Origin of the sequence: Pedobacter ghigonis (assembly GCF_903166585.1) — a bacterium.
Lineage (GTDB): Bacteria > Bacteroidota > Bacteroidia > Sphingobacteriales > Sphingobacteriaceae > Pedobacter > Pedobacter ghigonis.
Map to the genome: position 1 here is coordinate 62,240 of NZ_CAESCM010000023.1, position 21,104 is coordinate 83,343.

The following is a 21,104-nucleotide window of genomic DNA, read 5'->3' on the forward strand; positions in this document are numbered from 1 at the left end:
ATTATGGAACATTTACAACAATCCTTTACTGTACAATACAATTATAATGTTTTCTTTACCTCAGCACTTTTTGCTGCTGAAAATAAGTTATTCAGTGATTTTCTAAGCCAGCTTAACCCGGCTGTAACCATAAAAAAGATCCTTTTTGTAATTGATGAAGGGGTGGCTGAAGCGCATACAGCTTTAACCGCTGAAATAAAGCAATACTTTAATAAGTATAATCAAACACAACTTGTTCAGGATATTATCGTAATTCCCGGTGGCGAACTGGTTAAAAATGATACCCAATATCTCGATCGGATTTTAGAAGCCATCAATACCCATGGTATCGACAGGCATTCTTTCGTAGCAGCTATTGGTGGTGGTGCCGTGCTCGATATGGTGGGTTATGCGGCAACCATTGCGCACAGGGGTATTAAACACATCCGCATACCGAGTACAGTACTTTCTCAGAACGATTCGGGAGTTGGCGTTAAGAATGGTATCAATTATTTCAATAAGAAAAACTTTCTGGGCACTTTCTCACCGCCTGTTGCAGTGTTTAACGACGAATTGTTTTTAAATACCCTGTCTGATCGCGATTGGCGTTCGGGCATTGCCGAGGCGATTAAAGTAGCCCTGATAAAAGATCTTGAATTTTTTGAGTGGTTAGAAGCCAATGCTACGGCGTTGGCTCATCGTGATAGGGAAGCCATGAATTACCAGATCTGGAAATGTGCCAAACTACACCTGGAACACATTCGCAGCGCCGATCCTTTCGAAAACGGATCCGCACGCCCGCTTGATTTTGGCCACTGGAGCGCACATAAACTCGAATATTTAACCAATTTCGAAATCAGACATGGAGAAGCAGTGGCAATGGGCATTGCTTTAGATACCGTGTATTCGAACCTATCGGGTAGGATAAGTGCTGCAGATGCCCAAAGGGTTATTGCGGTAATCCAGGCTTTGGGCTTTGAATTAACGCATCCATTACTTCAGGTAGAGGGCGATAACAGCCCTATTTTACAAGGTTTAGAAGAGTTTAGAGAACACCTGGGTGGACAGCTTACCATTACCTTGCTCACGGCCTTGGGTAAAGGAGAAGAAGTTCACGAAATAGATGCCGTAATCTTAAAACAAGCGGCCGAATCGTTGCAGAATCAGGCTGCTGCACATTCAACTACTACCGCATTATGAAACTAAGTTCAGGTCATTTAACCTTTTGTACCAATATATATGCCGGCGAAAGCTGGTCAGCACATTTTGCAGTACTGAAAGATAGCTTTCCAAAGCTAAAGGCAGCTTTATCGCCCGATGAACCCATGGGTATTGGCTTGCGTCTTTCTAATCTGGCCAGTATCGAATTGCTTGAAGCAGCACAGCTAACAGCATTTAAACAATGGCTGGATGCAGAGGGGGCTTATGTTTTTACCATGAACGGTTTCCCTTACGGAGGCTTTCACCATACCCGCGTTAAAGATCAAGTACATGCACCCGACTGGACTACAACAGAACGATTGGATTATACCTTACGTTTAGCTGAAATACTGGCACAACTGGTTCCTGATAATATGGATGCGGGTATTTCTACCTCGCCATTGAGTTATAAACCCTGGTTTAAAGCGGATTCGGAAAGACAGGCAGCAACAGTTAAAGCAACAAGTCATGTTTTGGCTATAGCTGAAGCGCTGAACAAAATATACCAGAATACCGGCAAACTGATTCATTTGGATATTGAGCCAGAACCAGATGGTTTTCTGGAATCTGGTCCTGAATTTATCAACTGGTATGAAAACGAACTTTTACCAGCCGGAAAAACTGCATTTGCAGCACAGGCTGGTTTAACTCCCGAAAAGGCTGTAGAAATAATTAAAAGACACATTTGCCTGTGTTACGATGTTTGTCACTTTGCCATCGGCTACGAACCGCATGCTGCAATTGTACAAGAGTTGCAGGAAAAAGGCATTCAGGTGGGTAAGATCCAGATCAGCGCTGCTTTAAAGGCAAAACTGCCTGAAGCCAGTGCCGACAGGAGCGCGGTATTAGCTGCACTTGCTGGTTTTGATGAACCGGTTTACCTACACCAGGTAATTGCGCAACAGAAAGATGGCAGTTTAATCCGCTATCCTGATCTGTCAAACGCATTGGCTGATGCCGAAAGACAAGAAGTGCAGGAGTGGCGCGCGCATTTCCATGTGCCAATCTTTGTAGAGGAGATGGGTTTAATTCAATCTACCCAGGCCGATATCAGGGCAGTGTTGGCATTACAAAAGAACAATCCTTTTACCAATCACCTCGAGGTAGAAACTTATACCTGGGAGGTATTGCCTGCACAATTGAAGGCACCTTTAAACGAATCTATTATCCGCGAACTCGATTGGGTAAAAAATACATTAGCACAGTAAAAACATGCATAAAACAGTTGTAATCGATATTGTAGGCTTATCTAAGTCAGTTATTGGCGCAAATACACCTTTCTTACAGAAATATATTGCCGAAAAGCATTTAACTACAATAGCGCCTTTGCTGCCTGCAGTTACCACTGCTGCACAATCGGCTTATTTGACAGGGAAATACCCTGCAGATAATGGTATTGTTGGCAATGGCTGGTACGACCATGCAGAAAGTGAAGTAAAGTTCTGGAAACAATCGAACAAACTGGTTCAGGGCGAAAAGATTTGGGATAAAGCCAAACAGGAGGACCCTAATTTTACCTGTGCAAATATGTTCTGGTGGTACAATATGTATTCGACTGTTGATTATTCGGTAACCCCGCGACCAAATTACCTTGCGGATGGGCGTAAACTACCCGATTGTTACTCGCAACCTGCTGAATTAAGGGACCACCTTCAAGCGAAATTAGGTCAATTCCCCTTATTCCAGTTTTGGGGACCAGGGGCTAACATTAAATCGACCCGATGGATTGCTGATGCAGCTATGGAAACCGAAAACCTGCACAACCCAACACTAACGCTGATCTATTTGCCGCACCTGGATTACTGCTTGCAGAAGTTTGGTCCGGATGAAGCTAAAATCGGTACTGAATTGCAGGAGATAGATCAGGTAGTTGCCGATTTGGTTGCTTTTTACGAAAATAAAGGTGCACGCGTAATTTTACTCTCCGAGTATGGGATTGCACCGGTAAATAACCCCATTCACCTTAACCGTTTGTTCAGGGAGAATGGTTTGATTCAAATCCGTGAAGAACGTGGTTTGGAATTGCTCGATGCTGGTGCTTCAAAAGCATTTGTAGTAGCCGATCATCAGATTGCGCACGTTTACATTAATGATAAATCGGTTACCGAACAGGTAAAAGCTTTGCTTAAAAACTTACCGGGTATAGAACTTGTTCTCGATAAAGCGGCACAACAAACGCACCACATTAACCACGAACGCTCCGGCGATCTGGTATTGATGGCCGATGAAAATAGTTGGTTTACCTATTATTTCTGGTTAGATGATGCCAAAGCTCCCGACTACGCCAGAGTAGTTGATATTCACAAAAAGCCAGGTTACGATCCGGTTGAAATGTTTATGACCTCTAAATTAAGGGCGGGTTATAAATTGTTGCGAAAGAAAGCAGGCTTCAGGTACGTGATGGATGTGATTCCACTAGATGCTACCTTAATAAAAGGATCGCACGGACGAATTAACACCAAAGAAGAATTCAAGCCCGTATTGGTTACGCCTAATAAAATCGATAAAGCTTTAACGCCGGTAGATGTTTACCAGGTGATATGGGATAGTTTGACTTTGTAAGGGGAGCTATTAGTATCAGGTAGCAAGTATCAAGTATTGAAGATCGGTTAGACTGTCTTGAAACTCAATACCTGATACTTTTTTTCCTAATTAACCGTAATCCATTTGTTCAGGCTATTATTCGCACCCTCTACAATAATTTTATAAAAAGTAGCCGGATAATCTTTCAAATCGGCAAAATAGTGCTGTTGGTTGAGGTCTACAGTCGCCAGTAAATGGTAATTGTCTTTCCTGCCTGTTTTAAACTCATTGGTAGTAGCCAGCCATATTTTTACCTTTCCATTCTTTTCGAGTGCCTTCCAGCTAATATCGAGGTGTTTCTGCATAGGATTGAGTTTAAGGTTAGCCAAAGAAACAGGGCCGATAAATGGTGTTCCATCAATTTCCTGTAAAACACTTTCGGGCAGTTGTACATGGAGGTAACGGGCTATCGAAGGCATAATATCTACTACACCCAGATCAAAATACTGTGCATAGGTATTCAGGTTTTTGTAATTGCTAACCATCCAGGTAGATCTTTGCCTATCCGATTGCCCACCATGACCACGCCCGGTTTTCTCATCGCGGCCATGGTCGGTAGTGATGATAATTAACCAGTCTTCTTTAAATTTCTGCTGACGATAGTTAATTGCATCCCAAATTTTTCCTACCTGTGCATCAAGCAGCGCAATGGCATTAGAAAACTCCGGGCTATCTCCGTAGCGGTGCCCCATGTCATCAGTATATTCCAGATAGATCCATGAAAGATCAGGAGCATTTTGTTGCAGGGTATGGGCAGCCTGTTTGATAACTTCTTCATCAATCTGATGCATATAAGCCGATTTTTTGTCGTGCTTAAATCGTACAGTATCCAGTTCATAGCCATCAAGAGCATAATCGGGCTTAAAGTTGCCGGTAGCAGCAAGCCCATCGCCAAGCAATTTGGTTCTGTTATCGGTCCAGCTCGAAAATATAGCTGTTTTTTTATCAGGATACTGGTTTTTGAACACCTTGAAAATATGCTGATAATTGTAATTAGGCGCCTTAATATCGTTATCAGGCACATTGTGCTTATTTACCCAGGTACCGGTAAGTAAACTGTTATAGCCTACAGCCGAGATGGTTGGTGTTTCGTTATAGGTGCCTTTGTCGCCACCCACATGCATACGCGAGTAAGCACCTGCCGTGATGATCTTCTTAAAATTAGGCAGGTTTTCTCGTTCTATCACATCTGCAGGAATGCCATCAGCGATGATGTAAACCACCTTCTGCTGACGCTGTTGTGCATTTACAATGGTTGATAAACCCATGCAGGTAGTGAAAATAACAATCTTTAAGCGTTTCATATTTTTTTAGCTTAAATGTTAAAAGGAGTGAGGATAATAGGTGTTTTCTACAGTGCCATCAGTATATAGTTTTAACATGGCGTATCCCGGAGGCGTTTCCAGATAATAACCCGGGCCAGCTGATTCGGCATCGCCTTTACCCCACCAAAAACCACTCATTGCACCATTACAACAATAAAGCACACCGTTGTATGCCGTGTGATCGGAAAGGTGGTTATGGCCACTTAAACAGATTTTAACTTTATCGCGGTGTTTATAGAAAAGATCCTTTAGCTTTTTGGCATCCGAATGACCTCCACCTACCAATACCTGTGTGGTACCCAAAATAGGATAATGCGACATGATTACCGCAGGTGTAGCCGCTGGTAATTTTTCCAGCTCCTGCTGCAACCAGTCATACTGCTCATCATCAAGTGATATTTTACTGTTGTTGCCATCCAGAATAATAAAGTGCCAGTTCTTTTTCGAAAAGCTATAATAACGGTGTGGGATTTTTAAACGTTTAACAACATAGTCTTTACCGTACATTTCATCAGTTTTTGCAGGGGCTTTCCACCAGGGATCGTGATTACCAATGCAGCTGTATACCTTATGTTTTTCCATGCCTTTCAGGCAATCGTCCCAAATTGCCCATTGTTCGGTAACCTGATCGCGTACCACATTATCGTACGATGCATCGTTAATGGAATCGCCTCCATTTAAGAAAAAATCAGGCTTATGCTTGCTGATGATCTGTTTTAGGCAGCTCTTAAAACGCTCAGGTGCATTATCACCCGGCCGGATGTGTACGTCGGTAATGTGTGCCACGCTAAGTGCCAGTTTTTTATCCTTTCTGTTTTCGCTTTCATTAGCTGTAGCGAAGGCAGGAAGGCTGCCGGTTGCTAAAGCACCGGCAGCCAAGCCTACTGTTTTTAATAGTGTTCTTCTTTTTATTTCCATGGTTTACCAGCCAAAAATCTGTTTAAGTTTAGGGTTTAGGGTAACTTGTTGTTGTGGGATAGGGCGGTAGTAGAATTTAGGCTCTTCAAAATTCCTGATTACATTTTCGGTTACTATGTTACCTCCACCATTGCCAGCTTTCAGGTACACGGTAGCATCCGTTCCAATGGTTCCGGCACGGTAATATACCAGTTTAACACCCAACGAATTTTTCTCTTTTTGTTCTTCTGCCGGAACGGTAGCTGTTCTGTCGATTAGAATAATGTCATCTACACCATCGCCGGTAAGGTCGTATTTACCCAAGCCAGCAAAGTACATGCCTTCCGGACTTCTGGTTAATAATTTACCTGCTTTCCAACGCATCAGGTCATCGTATCTTAAGTTTTCGAAAGCAAATTCCACCCTGCGCTCGCGTCTGATTTCGAAGATTACACCTGCATTGGCCGTAACATTAGGATATTGAAGCTGTAAAAAAGCATCTGGTCCTGCGTTTGCTACTCCCATGTCGAGGTTTGGCATGCCCGCTCTTTTTCTTAGTAAATTTACCGATTGGTCTAAGTCTGATTGGGTTAAAGTGCCCAGTTCGGCAAGTGCCTCCGCATAGTTAAGCAAGATCTCTGCATAACGGTAAACCGGGAAATCGACACCATTTAAGATGTTATTATCGGTACTGTTTACATAACCTTTTAGCTGGTGGTAACCGGTAAAGTTTTTGTTTAAACGCTGAATGTAAGGTGTTGCATCGGGTACCCTGGTCCAACCGGGATATACCATCGTTTGCGACATGCGAGGATCGCGGTTTTTAAATTCATCAACAAAACTCTTTTGTGCATAACCAGCTATATCAGTAAAACGCGTACCATCTTTCATCAGGTAGGTAAGCAGCAAGTCTTTTGCTGGAGCCTGTTCGTAATCGCCAAATACCACACCGTTAACGTTTTGTCCTTTACTTTTGCTCAGGTCGAAAATGTTGGCTAAAATCACTTCACTGTTTCCGGTTAAATCCTGGCTTGCAAATAGCGTGGCATAATCCTGATCAGGGCGGTTAGTGTTGTAAATGCTGAATTTTTTGGCTGCTATAATTTCGCCTGCAACCTTTGCAGCGGTTTGTAAAAATGTATTGGCAGAACCTCTAAGGTTTAATTCGCTATGGTATTTGCGATAAGTACCTTCGTATAAAGCCGCACGGGTGTATAAGGTTGCTACAGCCCATTTGCCCGGGGTACCAACAGGTACGCTTTCCCTAACATTTTTATAGGCGAAATCTAAATCAGCCATAATACTATCGGCGATTAATGCGCGTGTATCGCGTGGCTTATAAAGTTCTTCATCACCAGGCTCTAAGGTACCTGAGTACCAGGGCACATCCGAAAAGCGCTTTATTTTATCGAGATAGAACTCTGCACGGTAATAGCGGGCAAGACCGGCATAGTGGTTTTTAATCGCACCATTAACCTGTGCTTTCTTAAAATTCTCTAAAAAGTAATTGATGTTACGCAATCTGCTCCAGCTCCAGCCAGTTGTAATGTTTTGGGCGTTAGCAGTGCCCAGCATGATGTTTTTAACCTCAACGGCGGCTGTAGTGGCTACGTTATCGGTACTCTGATCGTTCAGGTAACTGTTGCGATCGGGTTGCGATAACAGACCGTTTACATACAAGGCCAAATCCTCTTCTGTATTGAAGAAAAGATTGGGTGAAATAGAGGTTTGCGGATAGCGGTCTAACTCGCCTTTTTTACAGGCGGCAAATGTACCGGCAAGACCAATAAACAATATATATATGTACTTTTTCATTTAATTGTTTTTGAAATGTGATGAATCTTTGTTGGATTAGAAATCAAGGTTTAAACCTACAGCATACCTGCGTTGGTAAGGATAAGCCCAGGCTGTTGGCCCCTGGTTAACTGCTTCAGGATCGATAAATTTCTTAATGCTAGAGAACTCGTAAAGATTATCGGCTGTTACAAATAAGCGCAAACGGCTGATGCTTACTTTTTTAGTCCATTTAGCAGGAAAGGTATAACCCAACGATACGTTTTTGATACGCAGATAAGCACCGTTTAACAGGTATTTGGTTTGCGGAATATCCAATCCGGCACCGTAGTTGGCATCAGCTAGCCACGATTGTAATACAGGATATTGCGAATCGGTATTGGCATCGGCCAAACCAGCTGCCAGATAAGAAGCCGAGTGTTTTGCACGTTGCTCTGGAGAATCTGCTGCACCACGGTAAAAATCAAGGTTCCATGGATATACGTTTGCATAAGGCTGCTGATAAGGTCCCCAGAAAAGGTAATGGTGTGGATAAAAATCTCTTTTCAATACCCCTTGTAAGAATACCGAAATATCAAAACCGTTCCAGTCCATATTCAGGTTTGCACCAATGGTATAGCGGTCGGCGCTGTTACCAATTATTTTTAAATCTTTCGGATCGTTAGCGCTTAAACCGCGTTCTATTTTCTTATTGCCATCCAGATCTACATATTTTGGCCAGCCTTCTACAATAGATAATGCACCCCATGGAATAATAGCCGATTCATCTAAAGCGGCAATTTCTGCTTTACTGCGGAAAACACCATCGTTTTCCAATCCCCATATTTCGCCAAGGGTTTGTCCTTCACGGTAGTTCGAAAACAGGTTCTGATCGTTCTTGAATTTGGTGATTTTGGCCTTAGAATCGGCAAGGAATATTTTGGTTTCGAAATTGAATGGTTTATCTGCTACCATAAACTTATCTCTGTACGATACCGAAAGTTCCCATCCTTTAGTGCGTAAATCGGCAGAATTTTGTCTTGGTACTGATGTACCAAGCACACCTGGTAACTCCTGACCAGCCGTTAACATCCCTTTAGTATCGCGGATGTAGTAATCGAATGTGAAAGAAAGTTTATCGTTTAATAAACCGATATCAGTACCCAGGTTTAAAGTCGATACCCTTTCCCAGGTATAGGTCTGAGGATCTACGTTTAAGCCCGGTGCTCCGGTTATAATCTGGTTCTGGCCAGCACCACCAATCAGGTAACCTGAAGTACCTGCAGCCAACGACTGGATGTAACCGAAATCGCCTACGTTTTGGTTACCCAAATCGCCATAAGAAGCACGTAATTTAAAAGTGTTGAAAGCAGGTGAAAGCGGTTTAAAGAATTCTTCGTTACTGGCTATCCAGGCTACAGAGGCCGATGGGAAGAATCCCCAGCGTCTTTCAACAGGGAAACGCGATGAACCATCATATCGTCCGGTTGCCTCTAAAATATATCTGTTTTTATAGGTATAGTTTAAACGGCTGAATGCACTGTTGGTGGCATAGGCAGAATATCCTCCCGTGGCTGTAGCCGCACCACTGGTAAGCGAAAGATAAGGTGTTGATGAAGAAATAAGCACCTGTCTCGACGCATTTACTGTAGAATAATTGTAGTCTTCGCTGTTAAAACCAGCCATGGCACTAAAGAAATGATCGCCTATTGTTTTTTTATAGGTGGCATATAAGTTAAAGGCATTATTGTACAGGTAACCATTGTTTTCGGTTACTGAGCCGGTTCCGCCTTCTTCGCGGATATCGTTAGGACCATAACCAATTTTATATTTTTTGGAGTCGGCATGGCTTTTCCAAAGCTCGCGTTTAAAAGAAGCATCACCATTTACCTGTAAATCGCCATTTAAGAAAAGGGCAGTTGCACTGGTAATATTCTGGAAACCAAACATGTTTTGTAAGTTGTTTCCACCATCAACCAATCTTGCAGCCAATCTTCCGGCTGACGTATTGGCCCAGGTACCATCCGGGTTTGTAGCCACATCGGTTGGCATCAGGTAATAAAGGTCGGTAATACTCGAGTTTGGTAATGCCCGTTTGGTTTCATAAATGTTCAGGTTATTATCAACCTTAAGCCACGAAATTGGCGAGAAACCTACTTTTGATCTTAAGCCATAACGATCCCAGTAATCGGCCGTTAATTTGTTTAAACCATTATCTTTAGCATAATCAGCCGATAGATAATAGGTTAGTGGCTTGTTATTTACAGTAGCACCGCCCGAAAAAGTAAGGGTGTGGCTTTTAGATAAACTCTGGTTGTTAAAAAAATAGTTGTACCAGTCCTTGCTACCCATATAGGCCCATTTGGTTGGGTCTTTCGGATCAAGACGGGTATCGGCTATAGATGGATCGTCTGATCTTTCCTTAGCCCAACGGTAGTATTCGTCAGAATAATTAACATAATCCCATGGGGTATTATCTGTTGCTGTTTCCAGCACCCTCGAGAAAATGTAAGGATCGGTTACAGGCTTAGGTAACAAAGTTGGTTTAGCCCACGATAGGTAGGTGTTGTAACTGATTACATTACGACCTGCAGCACCTTGTTTAGTGGTGATCAAAATTACCCCGAAAGCCGCTCTGGCACCATATATAGCAGACGAAGCTGCATCGCGCAATACGGTAAACGAAGTAATATCAGAAGGGGTTAAGCGCAACATATCGTCGTTGCTTGTAGCCGGAATACCATCAATTACAATTAAAGGAGAACCACCGTTAATGGAAGTATATCCCCTGATATTGATATTGGGCAGTGAGCCTGGCGAACCACCGGCATAGGTAATGTTTAAACCCGGGCTAATACCCTGCAAGCCTTGCAGTACATTGGTTACAGGCCTTGACTCGAGTTGCTTACCCGAGATCTGATCGATTGCACCGGCAATGTTGATTTTTTTCTTTGTGCCAAAACCAACTACTACAACTTCATCCAGGTTAGCGTAATCGGGCATTAGGGCTACATCTATTTTGGTTTGCCCGTTTAAAGCAATTTCCTGTTGTTTATAGCCAATGTAAGTGAAAACCAGAACGGCATTTGCCTTCAGGTCGTTAATAGTGTAAGCACCATTGCCATTAGTAGCGAGGTGCAGATTGGTTCCTTTTACCGAAATGTTTACGGCAGGGAGGGTTTCCTTAGTCTTTGCATCAGAGACTACCCCTTTTACGGTAATCCCCTGGGCAAAGGCGCTGGCCGATAAAATCAGCAGCGTAAAAATCCATAATAGTTTTTTTTTCATTTTGCTTGATAATTGTTTGGTTTAAATGTGATAGTTGTTTTTTTGCGGCCGCTAAATTGAACATATCATATTAAGGTTAAGTTAAAACTAAATTAATATATTGATTGAACATTCATTTAATTTATTTAAAAAATAAATTTTGCTAATGCTGCTACTTTTGGTTAGTTTGCCCCTTTAAATTAACAGCAGTATGGGAAGGAAAAGCCTAAAAGAGACAAGGCAACTGGAAATTATCAAGGTATTTTATCAGGTAGCCAAGAAAGAAGGTTATGAAAATAGCTCTATAGCCAAAATTGCCAAAGTAATGGATATTAACCCAAGTTTAATTATTCATTATTTTAAAACTAAAGAAGACCTCAGCTATGCACTGATCGATTATATATTGGAACGGTATTTACTTATTTATACCATAAAAGATAAAGGCGAACCCAGGCTCGAAGACCTTCAGAAAACGGTAGAAATGTTGTTTTCTAAAAAATGGAACCTGCTTTTTGATGATGGCTTGTTTTATACTTTTTATGCGCTGGCCTTTAGGGAGAAAAAGATCAAAGCGAAGTATAAATTAATACTGGACTCGCTGCGCAAAGGATTGGCTGATATGATTGAGGTTTGCAATGCCAAAGGATTAACCTCAATTAAAAATCCGCAAACTACGGCAGATCTGATTTTTGTACTGGTAGATGGGGCGTATTTTTACCTATCGCTGGAAAGCGATAAAAAAGCCTATACAGAAAGGCTTGGCTATTACAAACATAAGGCTTATCAGATTTTGGGGATAGAACAGTTAAGCCTCGCTGGTACGCTTTCTGCTGGTTAACTGCCGGCCAAGCGCGTAAATGCCAATGGTCATCCACAAGAGGTTGGCCGCTGCATTAGGCAGGTCGCTGGTATCAAGCGCGGTTAACGCCAGGCACAGGCCACCCACAACGTTAAGCAACTGAAATGTCCACGATTCTGCCTTAATTACTTTTAAACTTAATAAGAGGTAACCTAAGGTACAAAGCAGTACACCGAGCCAGCCAATACAGGTCATGATTAATTTTGTCATATCGCTAAAAATTGCGTCCAATATAACAAATTACCATTAGCAGTACAGTCTATTTTGAATACATTATAAAAGATCATCGATTGCTGGTTAATTGCAGCATGCTTAAAAATCTTAGTAAAAGTTTTTGCCCGATATGAAACAAAATGTTCGATATCGGGCATTTTTTGTTTCTGAATAATTTTTAAACAATTGTTTTTCAGTGTTTTAACTTTGGTATTGTGCTTGTAATGGATGTGCTAAAAATATTTAGATGGACACACTCATTGCCGAAGAAGTTTTAGCGAAAAAGAAGCAGAAAAAATACCTCATTGCCGGGATCTTCCTGCTGGTAATTGTAGCCTGTATCTGGTGGGTAAGGTTTTATTTTAAACCTGCCTTAACCCTTGCCGATATTACCACAGCAAAGGTAGAAGTTGGTATCATCGAAAATACCATTAACGCTACCGGTGAGGTGCTACCCGAATTTGAAGAAGTTTTAACCAGTCCCATTAATGCATCGATTAAAAAAGTTTTAATGGATGCCGGCAATAAGGTTACCAAAGGCCAGTCGATTTTAACCCTCGATAAATCTGTAAGCCAGACAGATTATGATAAACTTCAGTTCCAGATGGAATCGAAGCAAAACGAGATCCGCAAGCTGAGACTCGATCTCGAAAAAAGTTTTTACGATATCAAATCCAACAACAGCATCAAACAATTGCGGATCAGTAACCTTACCGATGCGGTTTCTTCGGCCAAAAGATTGCTTAAAGCGGGTGGCGGTACCAAAGAAGATGTTGAACGTGCCGAACTTGAACTTAAAGTAGCCGAACTCGAAAAGTTACAGCTCGAAAATGAAATCAGGAGCAAACAGCAAACGATGAAAATCGAGATCAGGGAGGCCGAAATTGCTTTGGCCATCCAGCGGAACGACCTCGATGCATTGAAACGCAGGCTCGATCTGGCTGATTTAATTGCTACAAGACCGGGTGTAATTACCTGGGTAAATAAAAACATTGGTTCGGCGGTTCACGAAGGTGATGCATTGGTGCGCATTGCCGATTTAAGTGGCTTTAAGGTTGCGGGCAGCATGTCTGATAATTTATTGGACAAAATCCACAACAATATGACTGCGATTATCCGCATAGGCGATACGCAGTTAAGGGGCTCAATTGTAAATATTTCGCCAGCAGTAAACAATGCGATTGTTTCCTTCGATATCCAGCTGAACCAAAAAGACAGCAAGGTGCTAAGGCCAAACCAAAAAGTAGATGTTTTTTTGGTTACGGCTACACGTAATGGTGTTTTGAGGGTGGCCAATGGTCCGGCATTTAACGGTACCAATCTGCAGGAAATTTTTGTGCTCAAAAATGGTATTGCCGAACGCAGGACTGTTAAAACGGGGTTGAGCAATTTCGATTATGTTGAAATTTTAAGTGGTTTAAAAGCCGGCGACGAGGTAATTACTTCGGATATGGGCGACTACAAAAATGTTAAAACAGTAACCATTAGCAATTAAGTTATGACAAAGCAATTTTTAATAATGCCTTTGTTATGGTGGATCGGTTTAGGGGTTTTTGCCTTTCCCAAAAACGATACGCTAAGGTTAAGCCTGCCCCAGGTGGTAGCAATGGCTAAAGCCAATTCCATTGCTGCCAAGCAGGCCCTCACGGTTAAAGAAACCAAATATTGGGAGTGGCGTACATTTAAATCCAATTATCAGCCTCAGCTGGCTTTAGAAGGGGTGTTGCCGGGTTATACCAAAACCTATACCCAGGTGCAGCAACCCAACGGAAGTATTCTTTTTCAGCCCGTACATTACGATAATTCGTCGCTTACTTTAAATTTTAGCCAAAGTATTGCAGCAACCGGTGGTACCATTTACGGCACTACGCAATTGCAGCGCTTCGATGATTTCGACCGCAAAAACGTACTTTACAATGGTATTCCTTATGGCTTAGGCTATACGCAACCCTTGTTGCAGTTTAATGCCCTAAAGTGGGACAAAAAAATAGAACCCCTGAAGTTTAACGAAAGCAAGCAGGCTTTTATAGAAACACAGGAGAAAATATCGGTTACCGTAACCGAATACTTTTTCGATTTGCTTTTGGCGCAGGTTAACCTCGATATTGCCGAACTGAATTACGCCAATACGCAGCGGATATTAACCATTGCCGATACCAAATTTGAACTGGGGAAAATTTCCAAAAATGAAATCCTGCAGTTGCAGTTGGAGGTTTTAAATGCCCAAAAGGCAGTAGGCACAGCCAAACGTGATGTAGAAATTGCCACATTGAACCTAAGAAGTTATACTGGTATTGAGGGCGACGACCGGATCAAACTGAACATGCCGGCGGTAGTTGCACAAATGAGTGTAGCTACAGAAAAGGTATTGAGCGAGGCTTACGAAAACCGCTCGGATGCCATTGCATTTGTACGCAGGTTGGCCGAAGCCAGAAGAGATGTGGCTAAAGCCAAAGGTGAAAATGGCTTGAAAGCCACTTTGAGGGCTAATTTGGGTTATTCAAATGCGGCAACAAATGCCTTTGATGTGTACCGCTCGCCTAAAAACCAGCAATCAGTAGAGCTGCAGCTTTCAATTCCGGTGATGGATTGGGGTAGGTCTAAATCGCGCACCAAAACCGCACAGGCCAACGAGCAATTTACCATTTACGCTGTTGAACAGGATAAGCAAACCTTTAAACAGCAGATTGTTACACAGGTTACCCTTTTTAACATGATGAAAGAACAAATACAACTGACGGATAACGCCGAAAAAATTGCTGCAGAGAAGTACAAAATAGCCGGTGAGCGTTATGTATTGGGAAATTTGAGTATTACCGATCTCAGTATTGCCTTTCAGGAAAACGACCGCGCCAAACGCGATTACGTTTCTTCATTGCGCGATTTCTGGGCTGCCTATTACCAGCTGCGTTACTTGTCCCTTTACGACTTTGAGCAAAATAAAAAAATCAGCTATTAAATACATATTTAAAACCTTACATTTTACATCAAACATTATGATACGCTTACAGAACATCGAAAAAGTTTACCGCACAGATACGGTAGAAACGCTGGCCATAAATGGCATTAACCTCGACATTGCCAGGGGCGAATTTCTATCCATCATGGGACCTTCGGGTTGTGGTAAAAGTACTTTGCTTAATATTATGGGCTTGCTGGATGAACCTTCAAAAGGCAAAATACAGATCGATAGTCAGGATATCAGCAGTTATTCAGATCAGAAACTGGCCCGGTTCCGGAACGAAAAACTGGGGTTTATTTTTCAAAGCTACCACCTCATTAACGATTTGCAGGTGCTTGATAATGTAGAGTTGCCGCTATTGTACCGCAATTCATCGGCCAAGGAACGTAAAAGACTGGCTACTGCAGCTTTAGAAAAGGTGGGCCTGAGTAATCGTTTAAAGCATTTTCCTACGCAGCTATCTGGTGGTCAGCGCCAGCGGGTGGCCATTGCACGGGCAGTTGTTGGCAATCCGCAGATTATCCTGGCCGATGAGCCGACCGGTAACTTAGATAGTGCTATGGGTAATGAAATTATGGATATCCTGATTAACCTTAACCAGAATGAGGGTACCACCATTGTGATGGTTACGCATGATGAAAATATGGCGCACAAAACACACCGTTTGGTTCGCCTCTTCGATGGTTCTCAAGTTCAATAAAATACCGCTATGTTAAAAAACTACTTTAAAATCGCCATAGCTGTCCTCAAAAGGAGGAAGTTTTTCACCTTCGTAAGCTTGTTCGGAATCAGTTTTACACTAACCATTCTAATGGTTACCGCTGCGTTTATGGATAAAGTTTTAAGTCCGGATTATCCCGATTTGAAACGCGAACGCTCGCTCTACGTGGGCAGTATGGAATACAAAAATACCAAAGAAGGCTGGCTGAACCGTAGCGACGTTTCTTTCTACTTTTTCAAACATTATGTATCAACCTTGAAAACAGTAGATAAGATGGCCATTTCCTCTAATCCAAAAGCTTCTAATGCCTACGTAAACAATAAAAAGATTGTTATTGCCTATAAATATACCAATGCCGATTACTGGAATGTACTCGAATATCGCTTCCTGGCAGGCAAACCTTATTCGCAAAAGGAAATAGAAAATGCCGATAAGGTAGCTGTCATTTCAGAACAAACCCGAAAGGCTTATTTCGGCAATGTAGCCAATGTGATTGGTCAGTACATATCGGCCGATAATATCAATTACCGTGTAATTGGCGTAGTGGCTAATGTATCTAAAACTGTGAATAGCTTAAGCGGCGACATGTACCTGCCATACACCGTATCGACCGAAAATTACAATAAACCCGATTTAATGGGCCCATATAACGCAGTATTGCTGGCCAAAAGCAAAGCTGATGTACCTAAAATGCAAAAGGAATTTCAACAAATGATGCGCAGGGTACCGGTACCCAAAGATTTTGACAGGGTATACAGCAATGCAGATCCTTTTTTCTCCTCGATGACCAGGAGAATAGCAGGCGATGGCGCAAATAACGGTACAACCCGGGTGGTTTCCATCATGAGTATTTTTGTTTTGCTCTTTTTGTTGTTGCCCACCATTAATCTGGTAAATATTAACGTTACCCGCATTATGGAGCGCTCGTCAGAAATTGGTGTACGTAAGGCTTTCGGCGCTTCTTCTAAAACCCTGGTTTACCAGTTTATCGTCGAAAACATGATCCTGACTTTTTTAGGTGGCCTGATTGGTATTATACTTTCCTTACTGGCTATTTACCTCATCAATGGTGCAAATGTCATTTCAAATATGCGCCTTAGCATGAATTTTACCGTATTGTTTTACAGTTTTATTGCCTGCGTATTTTTTGGTTTAATTTCTGGCGTTTACCCGGCCTGGAGAATGTCGAAACTTAACGTAGTTAAAGCACTTAAAGCGCAATAATCCTAAACCGAAGCTATTATGATGTTCAGACATTTATTTAAATTAATATGGAACAAGCGGAAACAGAATTTCCTGTTCCTTTCCGAAATACTCGTTTCCTTTATGGTGATATTCGCCGTATTTTCTTTCCTTACCTTTTATTACCAGAACTATAGCAAGCCGCTAGGTTTTCAATATAAAAAAGTATGGTCAATCAGTTACGATAACGGCTTGCTGACCAAAGACCGCGATTCGCTCAGCATCTTTTACGATAATTTGTATAAATCGCTCAAAGCCATGCCCCTCATTGAGGAAGTAACCTATACTGGTGCAAATTTTCCCTATTCAAACAGTACCATGAGTACCGGTTTGCATTTAAACGGTAAGAAATTTAACCCTGTATACAGTTATAACGTGAGTGAAGATTATAGAAAGGTTTGGAATATAACTGTAATTGCCGGCAGGTGGTTTTTGCCCGAGGATGCCGTAACCAGGAATAAAAACCTGGTGATTAACGAAACCCTGAAGAAGCAGATGTTTGGCGAGGGAAATGCGATCGGTAAACTCATCGGCGATTACGACGATAAAGAAAAAATGAAAGTGATTGGCGTAGTACAGGACATTAAAGCTAACGGTGATTTCTGGCCTGCCGGCAATGCTATGTTTAGCCGCTTAGATACCGGATACTTACGCAATACCAGCCACATCCTCATTAAAGTGCGCGATGGAGCCGATGCTACTTTCGAAACTCAGTTGTATAAATTCATGACCAACACCATGAAAAATTCGGTAGAGATACAACACCTGAGCGAAATGCGCGATGCTAAAAATGAAGTTACCATTATTCCGATGGTCATTTTTATCATCATTGCCGGTTTTCTCATTATCAATGTGGCGCTGGGCTTATTTGGCGTGCTATGGTACAATATCAATAAACGAAAAAGTGAAATCGGCCTGAGGCGTGCCATTGGGGCAAGTGGCAGTTCCGTATCGTTCCAACTGGTAATGGAGGCCATGATTTTGGCTACCATGTCGTTAATAGTAGGCTGTTTTTTTGCCATTCAGTTTCCCTTGCTTAGCGTTTTCAATATTCCGGCAAGTGTGTACATCGTGGCCATGTTGCTATCCGTTTTATTTATTTATCTGCTGGTTTTTGCCTGCTCATTGTATCCCGGCAAACAAGCGGCAGGTATTCATCCGGCTATTGCATTGCATGAAGAATAATACTTATCTTAACTTCGTATATGATATTAATTGTTGATGATGATATTGCGGTGAGAACTTCTCTTTCGTTGCTGTTAAAAAGTGCAGGAAATGAAGTGCTTATAGCAGATGAAGCGGTTATGGCTTTTGAAATTGTTAAAACGCAAAGTCCAGAACTCATTATCCTTGACCTGAACTTTTCGATCGACACCTCGGGAAAAGAAGGGATGGAACTGCTTAAAAAAATCAGAAATTTTGATGCCGCGGTTCCAATCATCCTGATTACCGGTTGGGCAAGTATCGAACTGGCGGTGCAGGGAATGAAGCTTGGCGCAAACGATTTTATCAATAAACCCTGGGATAACGATTATGTACTCCAGTCGGTAAAAACCCTGCTTCAACTCAATCAGCAACAGCCACTTTCGCGTACGCGAAAGGAACTGGATAAAAAATACAATTTTAAACAAATTATTGGCGAAGATGCCGGCCTGCTGAATATTTTAGAAACCATTGGCCGTGTAGCCGGAACCAACGCTTCGGTTTTAATTACCGGCGAGAGTGGTACCGGAAAGGAATTGATTGCAGAAGCCATACACGAAAATAGTATGCGTGCTGCAAAGCCTTTTGTTAAAGTAAATCTGGGTGGTATTTCTGCTTCATTATTCGAAAGCGAAATGTTTGGTCATGTGCGGGGCGCTTTTACCGATGCCCGCTTTGATCGGGTGGGACGCTTCGAAATGGCCAATAAAGGAACCATTTTCTTAGATGAAATCGGCGATCTGGAAACGGCAAGTCAGGTAAAGTTATTACGCGTACTGCAAGATAGAACTTACGAGGTTTTAGGTAGCAGCCGAACGAAAACTGTTGATGCCCGTGTAGTTTGTGCCACCAATAAAAACCTGAACGAAATGGTGAATGCCGGCTTTTTCAGGGAAGATCTTTTGTACCGCATTAATTTAATTACCATTCATTTGCCTGCGCTTAGGGAACGCGCTACAGATATACCTTTGCTGGTAAATTTCTTCATCAATAACATGAAAGAAATTTATAACCGCCCCGATTTAACGGTTTCAGGGGCAGCCATGCGCTGGCTGCAGCGGTTGCCTTTGCCCGGCAATATCCGCCAGTTAAAAAACCTGGTCGAAAGAACTGTTTTAATTAGCAGAAACGAGGAACTGGGACCCGACGATTTCAAAGCCCAGTTAAATTTATCGCCATTAAAAAACGAACAGGTGAAACTTCCGGGGGTGGGTACCATGACCCTCGACCAAATGGAGGCTGAAATGGTTAAACAAGCCATGAATTTCCATAAAAACCGGATTACCAAAGCCGCTGCATCGCTGGGCATTACCCGAAATGCACTTTATCGTCGCCTGGAAAAATATCAAATTCCGTTTAATGAAACTGAAGACTAAATACATCCTGTTTCTGGTTATCCTGCACCTGATTTGCCTGGTGATGAGCTTTTTTATCTTTCAGGATAATAAGGTTATTTTCATGCTCACAGAGGTTTTTATCATCATTTCGGTATTGATTTCGCTCAATCTCTACAAACAGCTTATCTTGCCGCTTACTTATTTAAGACAGGGTATCTCAGCCATAAAAGACCAGGATTTTAACGTCAAATTTTTATTTACAGGTAAAAAAGAGGTAGATGAACTGGTGGAGGTATATAACCGCATGATAGATGAATTGCGGAAAGAACGCACGAGGCAACAGGAACAGCATTTTTTCCTCGAAAAACTAATCCAGACTTCACCAACAGGTATTATTGTGCTTGATTTTGACGGACAAATTAAACAGATTAACCCCAAAGCCACGGCTGTGCTGCAGGTTAATCCGGGTTTGTTGTCGAATCATATTCAGGATATGGAAACCGGAACCGCCAGAACGATCCGTATGGATGGTTTACGGACCTTTAAGATTCACAAATCGAGGTTTATGGACCGGGGTTTTGAGCGTGTTTTTGTAATGATGGAGGAAGTTACCGCTGAAATTTTTGAGGCCGAAAAAAATGTTTACAGCAAGGTGATCCGCATGATGGCGCATGAAGTGAACAATACGGTTGGCCCGGTAAATTCCATCATGAACACTGCTTTGGCTCAACAGCATTTATGGCTAAACGAAGCCGACGACCAGCTGAAAAGCGCACTTAAAATTGCAGTCGACCGCAACCAGAACCTGAATATGTTTATGCGCAATTTTGCCGATCTGGTTAAAATACCTGTTGCTAAAAAAACGCAGATTGATATCGTTGCCCTGCTTAAATCGGTTTCCGAACTCATGTTTTTTCAGGCAAATGAAAAACAGGTCAACTTTAAATTCGAGCTCCCTGATCAACCATACTTCGTTCAGGCTGATGTAGAGCAAATGGAGCAGGCTCTCATTAACATTGTAAAAAATGCAATTGAAGCAATTGAAATTGGTGGATCTATTTTGTTTACGATCGATGTAAACGAGAAAATCCTGGAGATTTCGGATTCGGGGAAGGGAATAGCAGAGGAGCATATCGGGCAATTGTTCAGTCCGTTTTTTAGCACCAAAAAAGACGGACAGGGCATAGGTTTAACCCTCGTAAGGGAAATTCTGCTAAACCATGGCTTCGAATTCTCTTTAAAAACCTTCGGTGAAAGCGATACCCGTTTTACCATTAAGCTGATTTAGACGAAATAGGTTTATGAGAATCGTCCTTTAGATTTGTTTTGATATATTCTTATTTAAGAAAGACTAATATTTATTTACTTAAATTAAATATCAGATTACCTAAAGCGGTAGCGGCACATTACTATGTCGTCAAGGTTTTTATGCCTAAGAGATGATGCAATCCGCTACCGTTTTTTCCCTTAGTGACCAGATAACAATTAGGGTAATACCCATTATTAAGGACTAGGATCGATGGGGTAAAATTTAGGTAACTAT

16 protein-coding genes are annotated in these 21,104 nt (G+C 42.0%); 11 read left to right on the plus strand and 5 right to left on the minus strand.

Annotated features, from left to right (window positions below; all coding sequences use genetic code 11):
• The first annotated feature begins 3 nt into the window (after positions 1-3).
• Genes HWV58_RS23220 through HWV58_RS23230 form a run of 3 tightly spaced genes read left to right on the plus strand, consistent with a single transcriptional unit; the run spans position 4 to position 3,741 of the window.
• Complete coding sequence (locus HWV58_RS23220) at positions 4-1,179, plus strand: 3-dehydroquinate synthase (protein WP_175636396.1); 1,176 nt, start codon at positions 4-6, stop codon at positions 1,177-1,179.
• On the plus strand, positions 1,176-2,387 hold the full coding sequence (eboE, locus tag HWV58_RS23225) for a metabolite traffic protein EboE (RefSeq protein WP_175636397.1): 1,212 nt from the start codon (positions 1,176-1,178) through the stop codon (positions 2,385-2,387). The genes HWV58_RS23220 and eboE overlap by 4 nt, the downstream gene beginning before the upstream one ends.
• Positions 2,388-2,391: 4 nt before the next feature.
• On the plus strand, positions 2,392-3,741 hold the full coding sequence (locus tag HWV58_RS23230) for an alkaline phosphatase family protein (RefSeq protein ID WP_175636398.1): 1,350 nt from the start codon (positions 2,392-2,394) through the stop codon (positions 3,739-3,741).
• An 86-nt stretch (positions 3,742-3,827) separates the two neighbouring features.
• Here HWV58_RS23230 and HWV58_RS23235 read toward each other — a convergent pair whose 3' ends face one another.
• From HWV58_RS23235 to HWV58_RS23250, 4 genes are read right to left on the minus strand one after another with little or no spacing between them, the layout of a single operon-like run.
• Positions 3,828-5,066, minus strand: coding sequence for an alkaline phosphatase family protein (locus HWV58_RS23235; protein WP_175636399.1), 1,239 nt, complete (start codon positions 5,064-5,066; stop codon positions 3,828-3,830).
• A gap of 18 nt (positions 5,067-5,084) precedes the next feature.
• On the minus strand, positions 5,085-6,005 hold the full coding sequence (locus HWV58_RS23240; RefSeq protein ID WP_175636400.1) for a metallophosphoesterase family protein: 921 nt from the start codon (positions 6,003-6,005) through the stop codon (positions 5,085-5,087).
• A 3-nt stretch (positions 6,006-6,008) separates the two neighbouring features.
• Positions 6,009-7,799 carry a RagB/SusD family nutrient uptake outer membrane protein gene (locus HWV58_RS23245; RefSeq protein WP_175636401.1) on the minus strand — a complete coding sequence of 597 codons (1,791 nt, stop codon included), beginning with the start codon at positions 7,797-7,799 and terminating at the stop codon, positions 6,009-6,011.
• A gap of 36 nt (positions 7,800-7,835) precedes the next feature.
• Positions 7,836-11,045 (minus strand): SusC/RagA family TonB-linked outer membrane protein, encoded by a 3,210-nt coding sequence (locus HWV58_RS23250; RefSeq protein WP_175636402.1) that lies wholly within the window; start codon positions 11,043-11,045, stop codon positions 7,836-7,838.
• Positions 11,046-11,235: 190 nt separating this feature from the next.
• Between HWV58_RS23250 and HWV58_RS23255 the strand changes: the two genes are divergently transcribed.
• Positions 11,236-11,862 (plus strand): TetR family transcriptional regulator, encoded by a 627-nt coding sequence (locus tag HWV58_RS23255; RefSeq protein WP_175636403.1) that lies wholly within the window; start codon positions 11,236-11,238, stop codon positions 11,860-11,862.
• Here the strand turns inward: HWV58_RS23255 and HWV58_RS23260 are convergent.
• Positions 11,830-12,093 carry a CBU_0592 family membrane protein gene (locus tag HWV58_RS23260; RefSeq protein ID WP_175636404.1) on the minus strand — a complete coding sequence of 88 codons (264 nt, stop codon included), beginning with the start codon at positions 12,091-12,093 and terminating at the stop codon, positions 11,830-11,832. The two genes, HWV58_RS23255 and HWV58_RS23260, sit on opposite strands and share 33 nt — an antisense overlap.
• 250 nt (positions 12,094-12,343) lie before the next feature.
• Here HWV58_RS23260 and HWV58_RS23265 point away from each other — a divergent pair, with 250 nt between their 5' ends.
• From HWV58_RS23265 to HWV58_RS23295, 7 genes are read left to right on the plus strand one after another with little or no spacing between them, the layout of a single operon-like run.
• The gene (locus HWV58_RS23265) at positions 12,344-13,591 is read left to right on the plus strand and encodes an efflux RND transporter periplasmic adaptor subunit (protein WP_175636405.1); all 1,248 of its coding nucleotides are present in this window, start codon (positions 12,344-12,346) and stop codon (positions 13,589-13,591) included.
• 3 nt (positions 13,592-13,594) lie between these two features.
• Positions 13,595-15,055: a TolC family protein gene (locus HWV58_RS23270; RefSeq protein ID WP_175636406.1), complete on the plus strand. Its 1,461-nt coding sequence runs from the start codon at positions 13,595-13,597 to the stop codon at positions 15,053-15,055.
• Positions 15,056-15,092: 37 nt separating this feature from the next.
• On the plus strand, positions 15,093-15,758 hold the full coding sequence (locus tag HWV58_RS23275; RefSeq protein WP_175636407.1) for an ABC transporter ATP-binding protein: 666 nt from the start codon (positions 15,093-15,095) through the stop codon (positions 15,756-15,758).
• Between the two features lie 9 nt (positions 15,759-15,767).
• Positions 15,768-17,003 carry an ABC transporter permease gene (locus tag HWV58_RS23280; protein WP_175636408.1) on the plus strand — a complete coding sequence of 412 codons (1,236 nt, stop codon included), beginning with the start codon at positions 15,768-15,770 and terminating at the stop codon, positions 17,001-17,003.
• 18 nt (positions 17,004-17,021) lie between these two features.
• Positions 17,022-18,206 carry an ABC transporter permease gene (locus HWV58_RS23285; RefSeq protein WP_235972807.1) on the plus strand — a complete coding sequence of 395 codons (1,185 nt, stop codon included), beginning with the start codon at positions 17,022-17,024 and terminating at the stop codon, positions 18,204-18,206.
• 20 nt (positions 18,207-18,226) lie between these two features.
• On the plus strand, positions 18,227-19,600 hold the full coding sequence (locus HWV58_RS23290) for a sigma-54-dependent transcriptional regulator (protein WP_175636409.1): 1,374 nt from the start codon (positions 18,227-18,229) through the stop codon (positions 19,598-19,600).
• On the plus strand, positions 19,584-20,849 hold the full coding sequence (locus HWV58_RS23295; protein WP_175636410.1) for a sensor histidine kinase: 1,266 nt from the start codon (positions 19,584-19,586) through the stop codon (positions 20,847-20,849). Before HWV58_RS23290 ends, HWV58_RS23295 begins: the two co-directional genes overlap by 17 nt.
• The last annotated feature ends 255 nt before the right edge of the window (positions 20,850-21,104 follow it).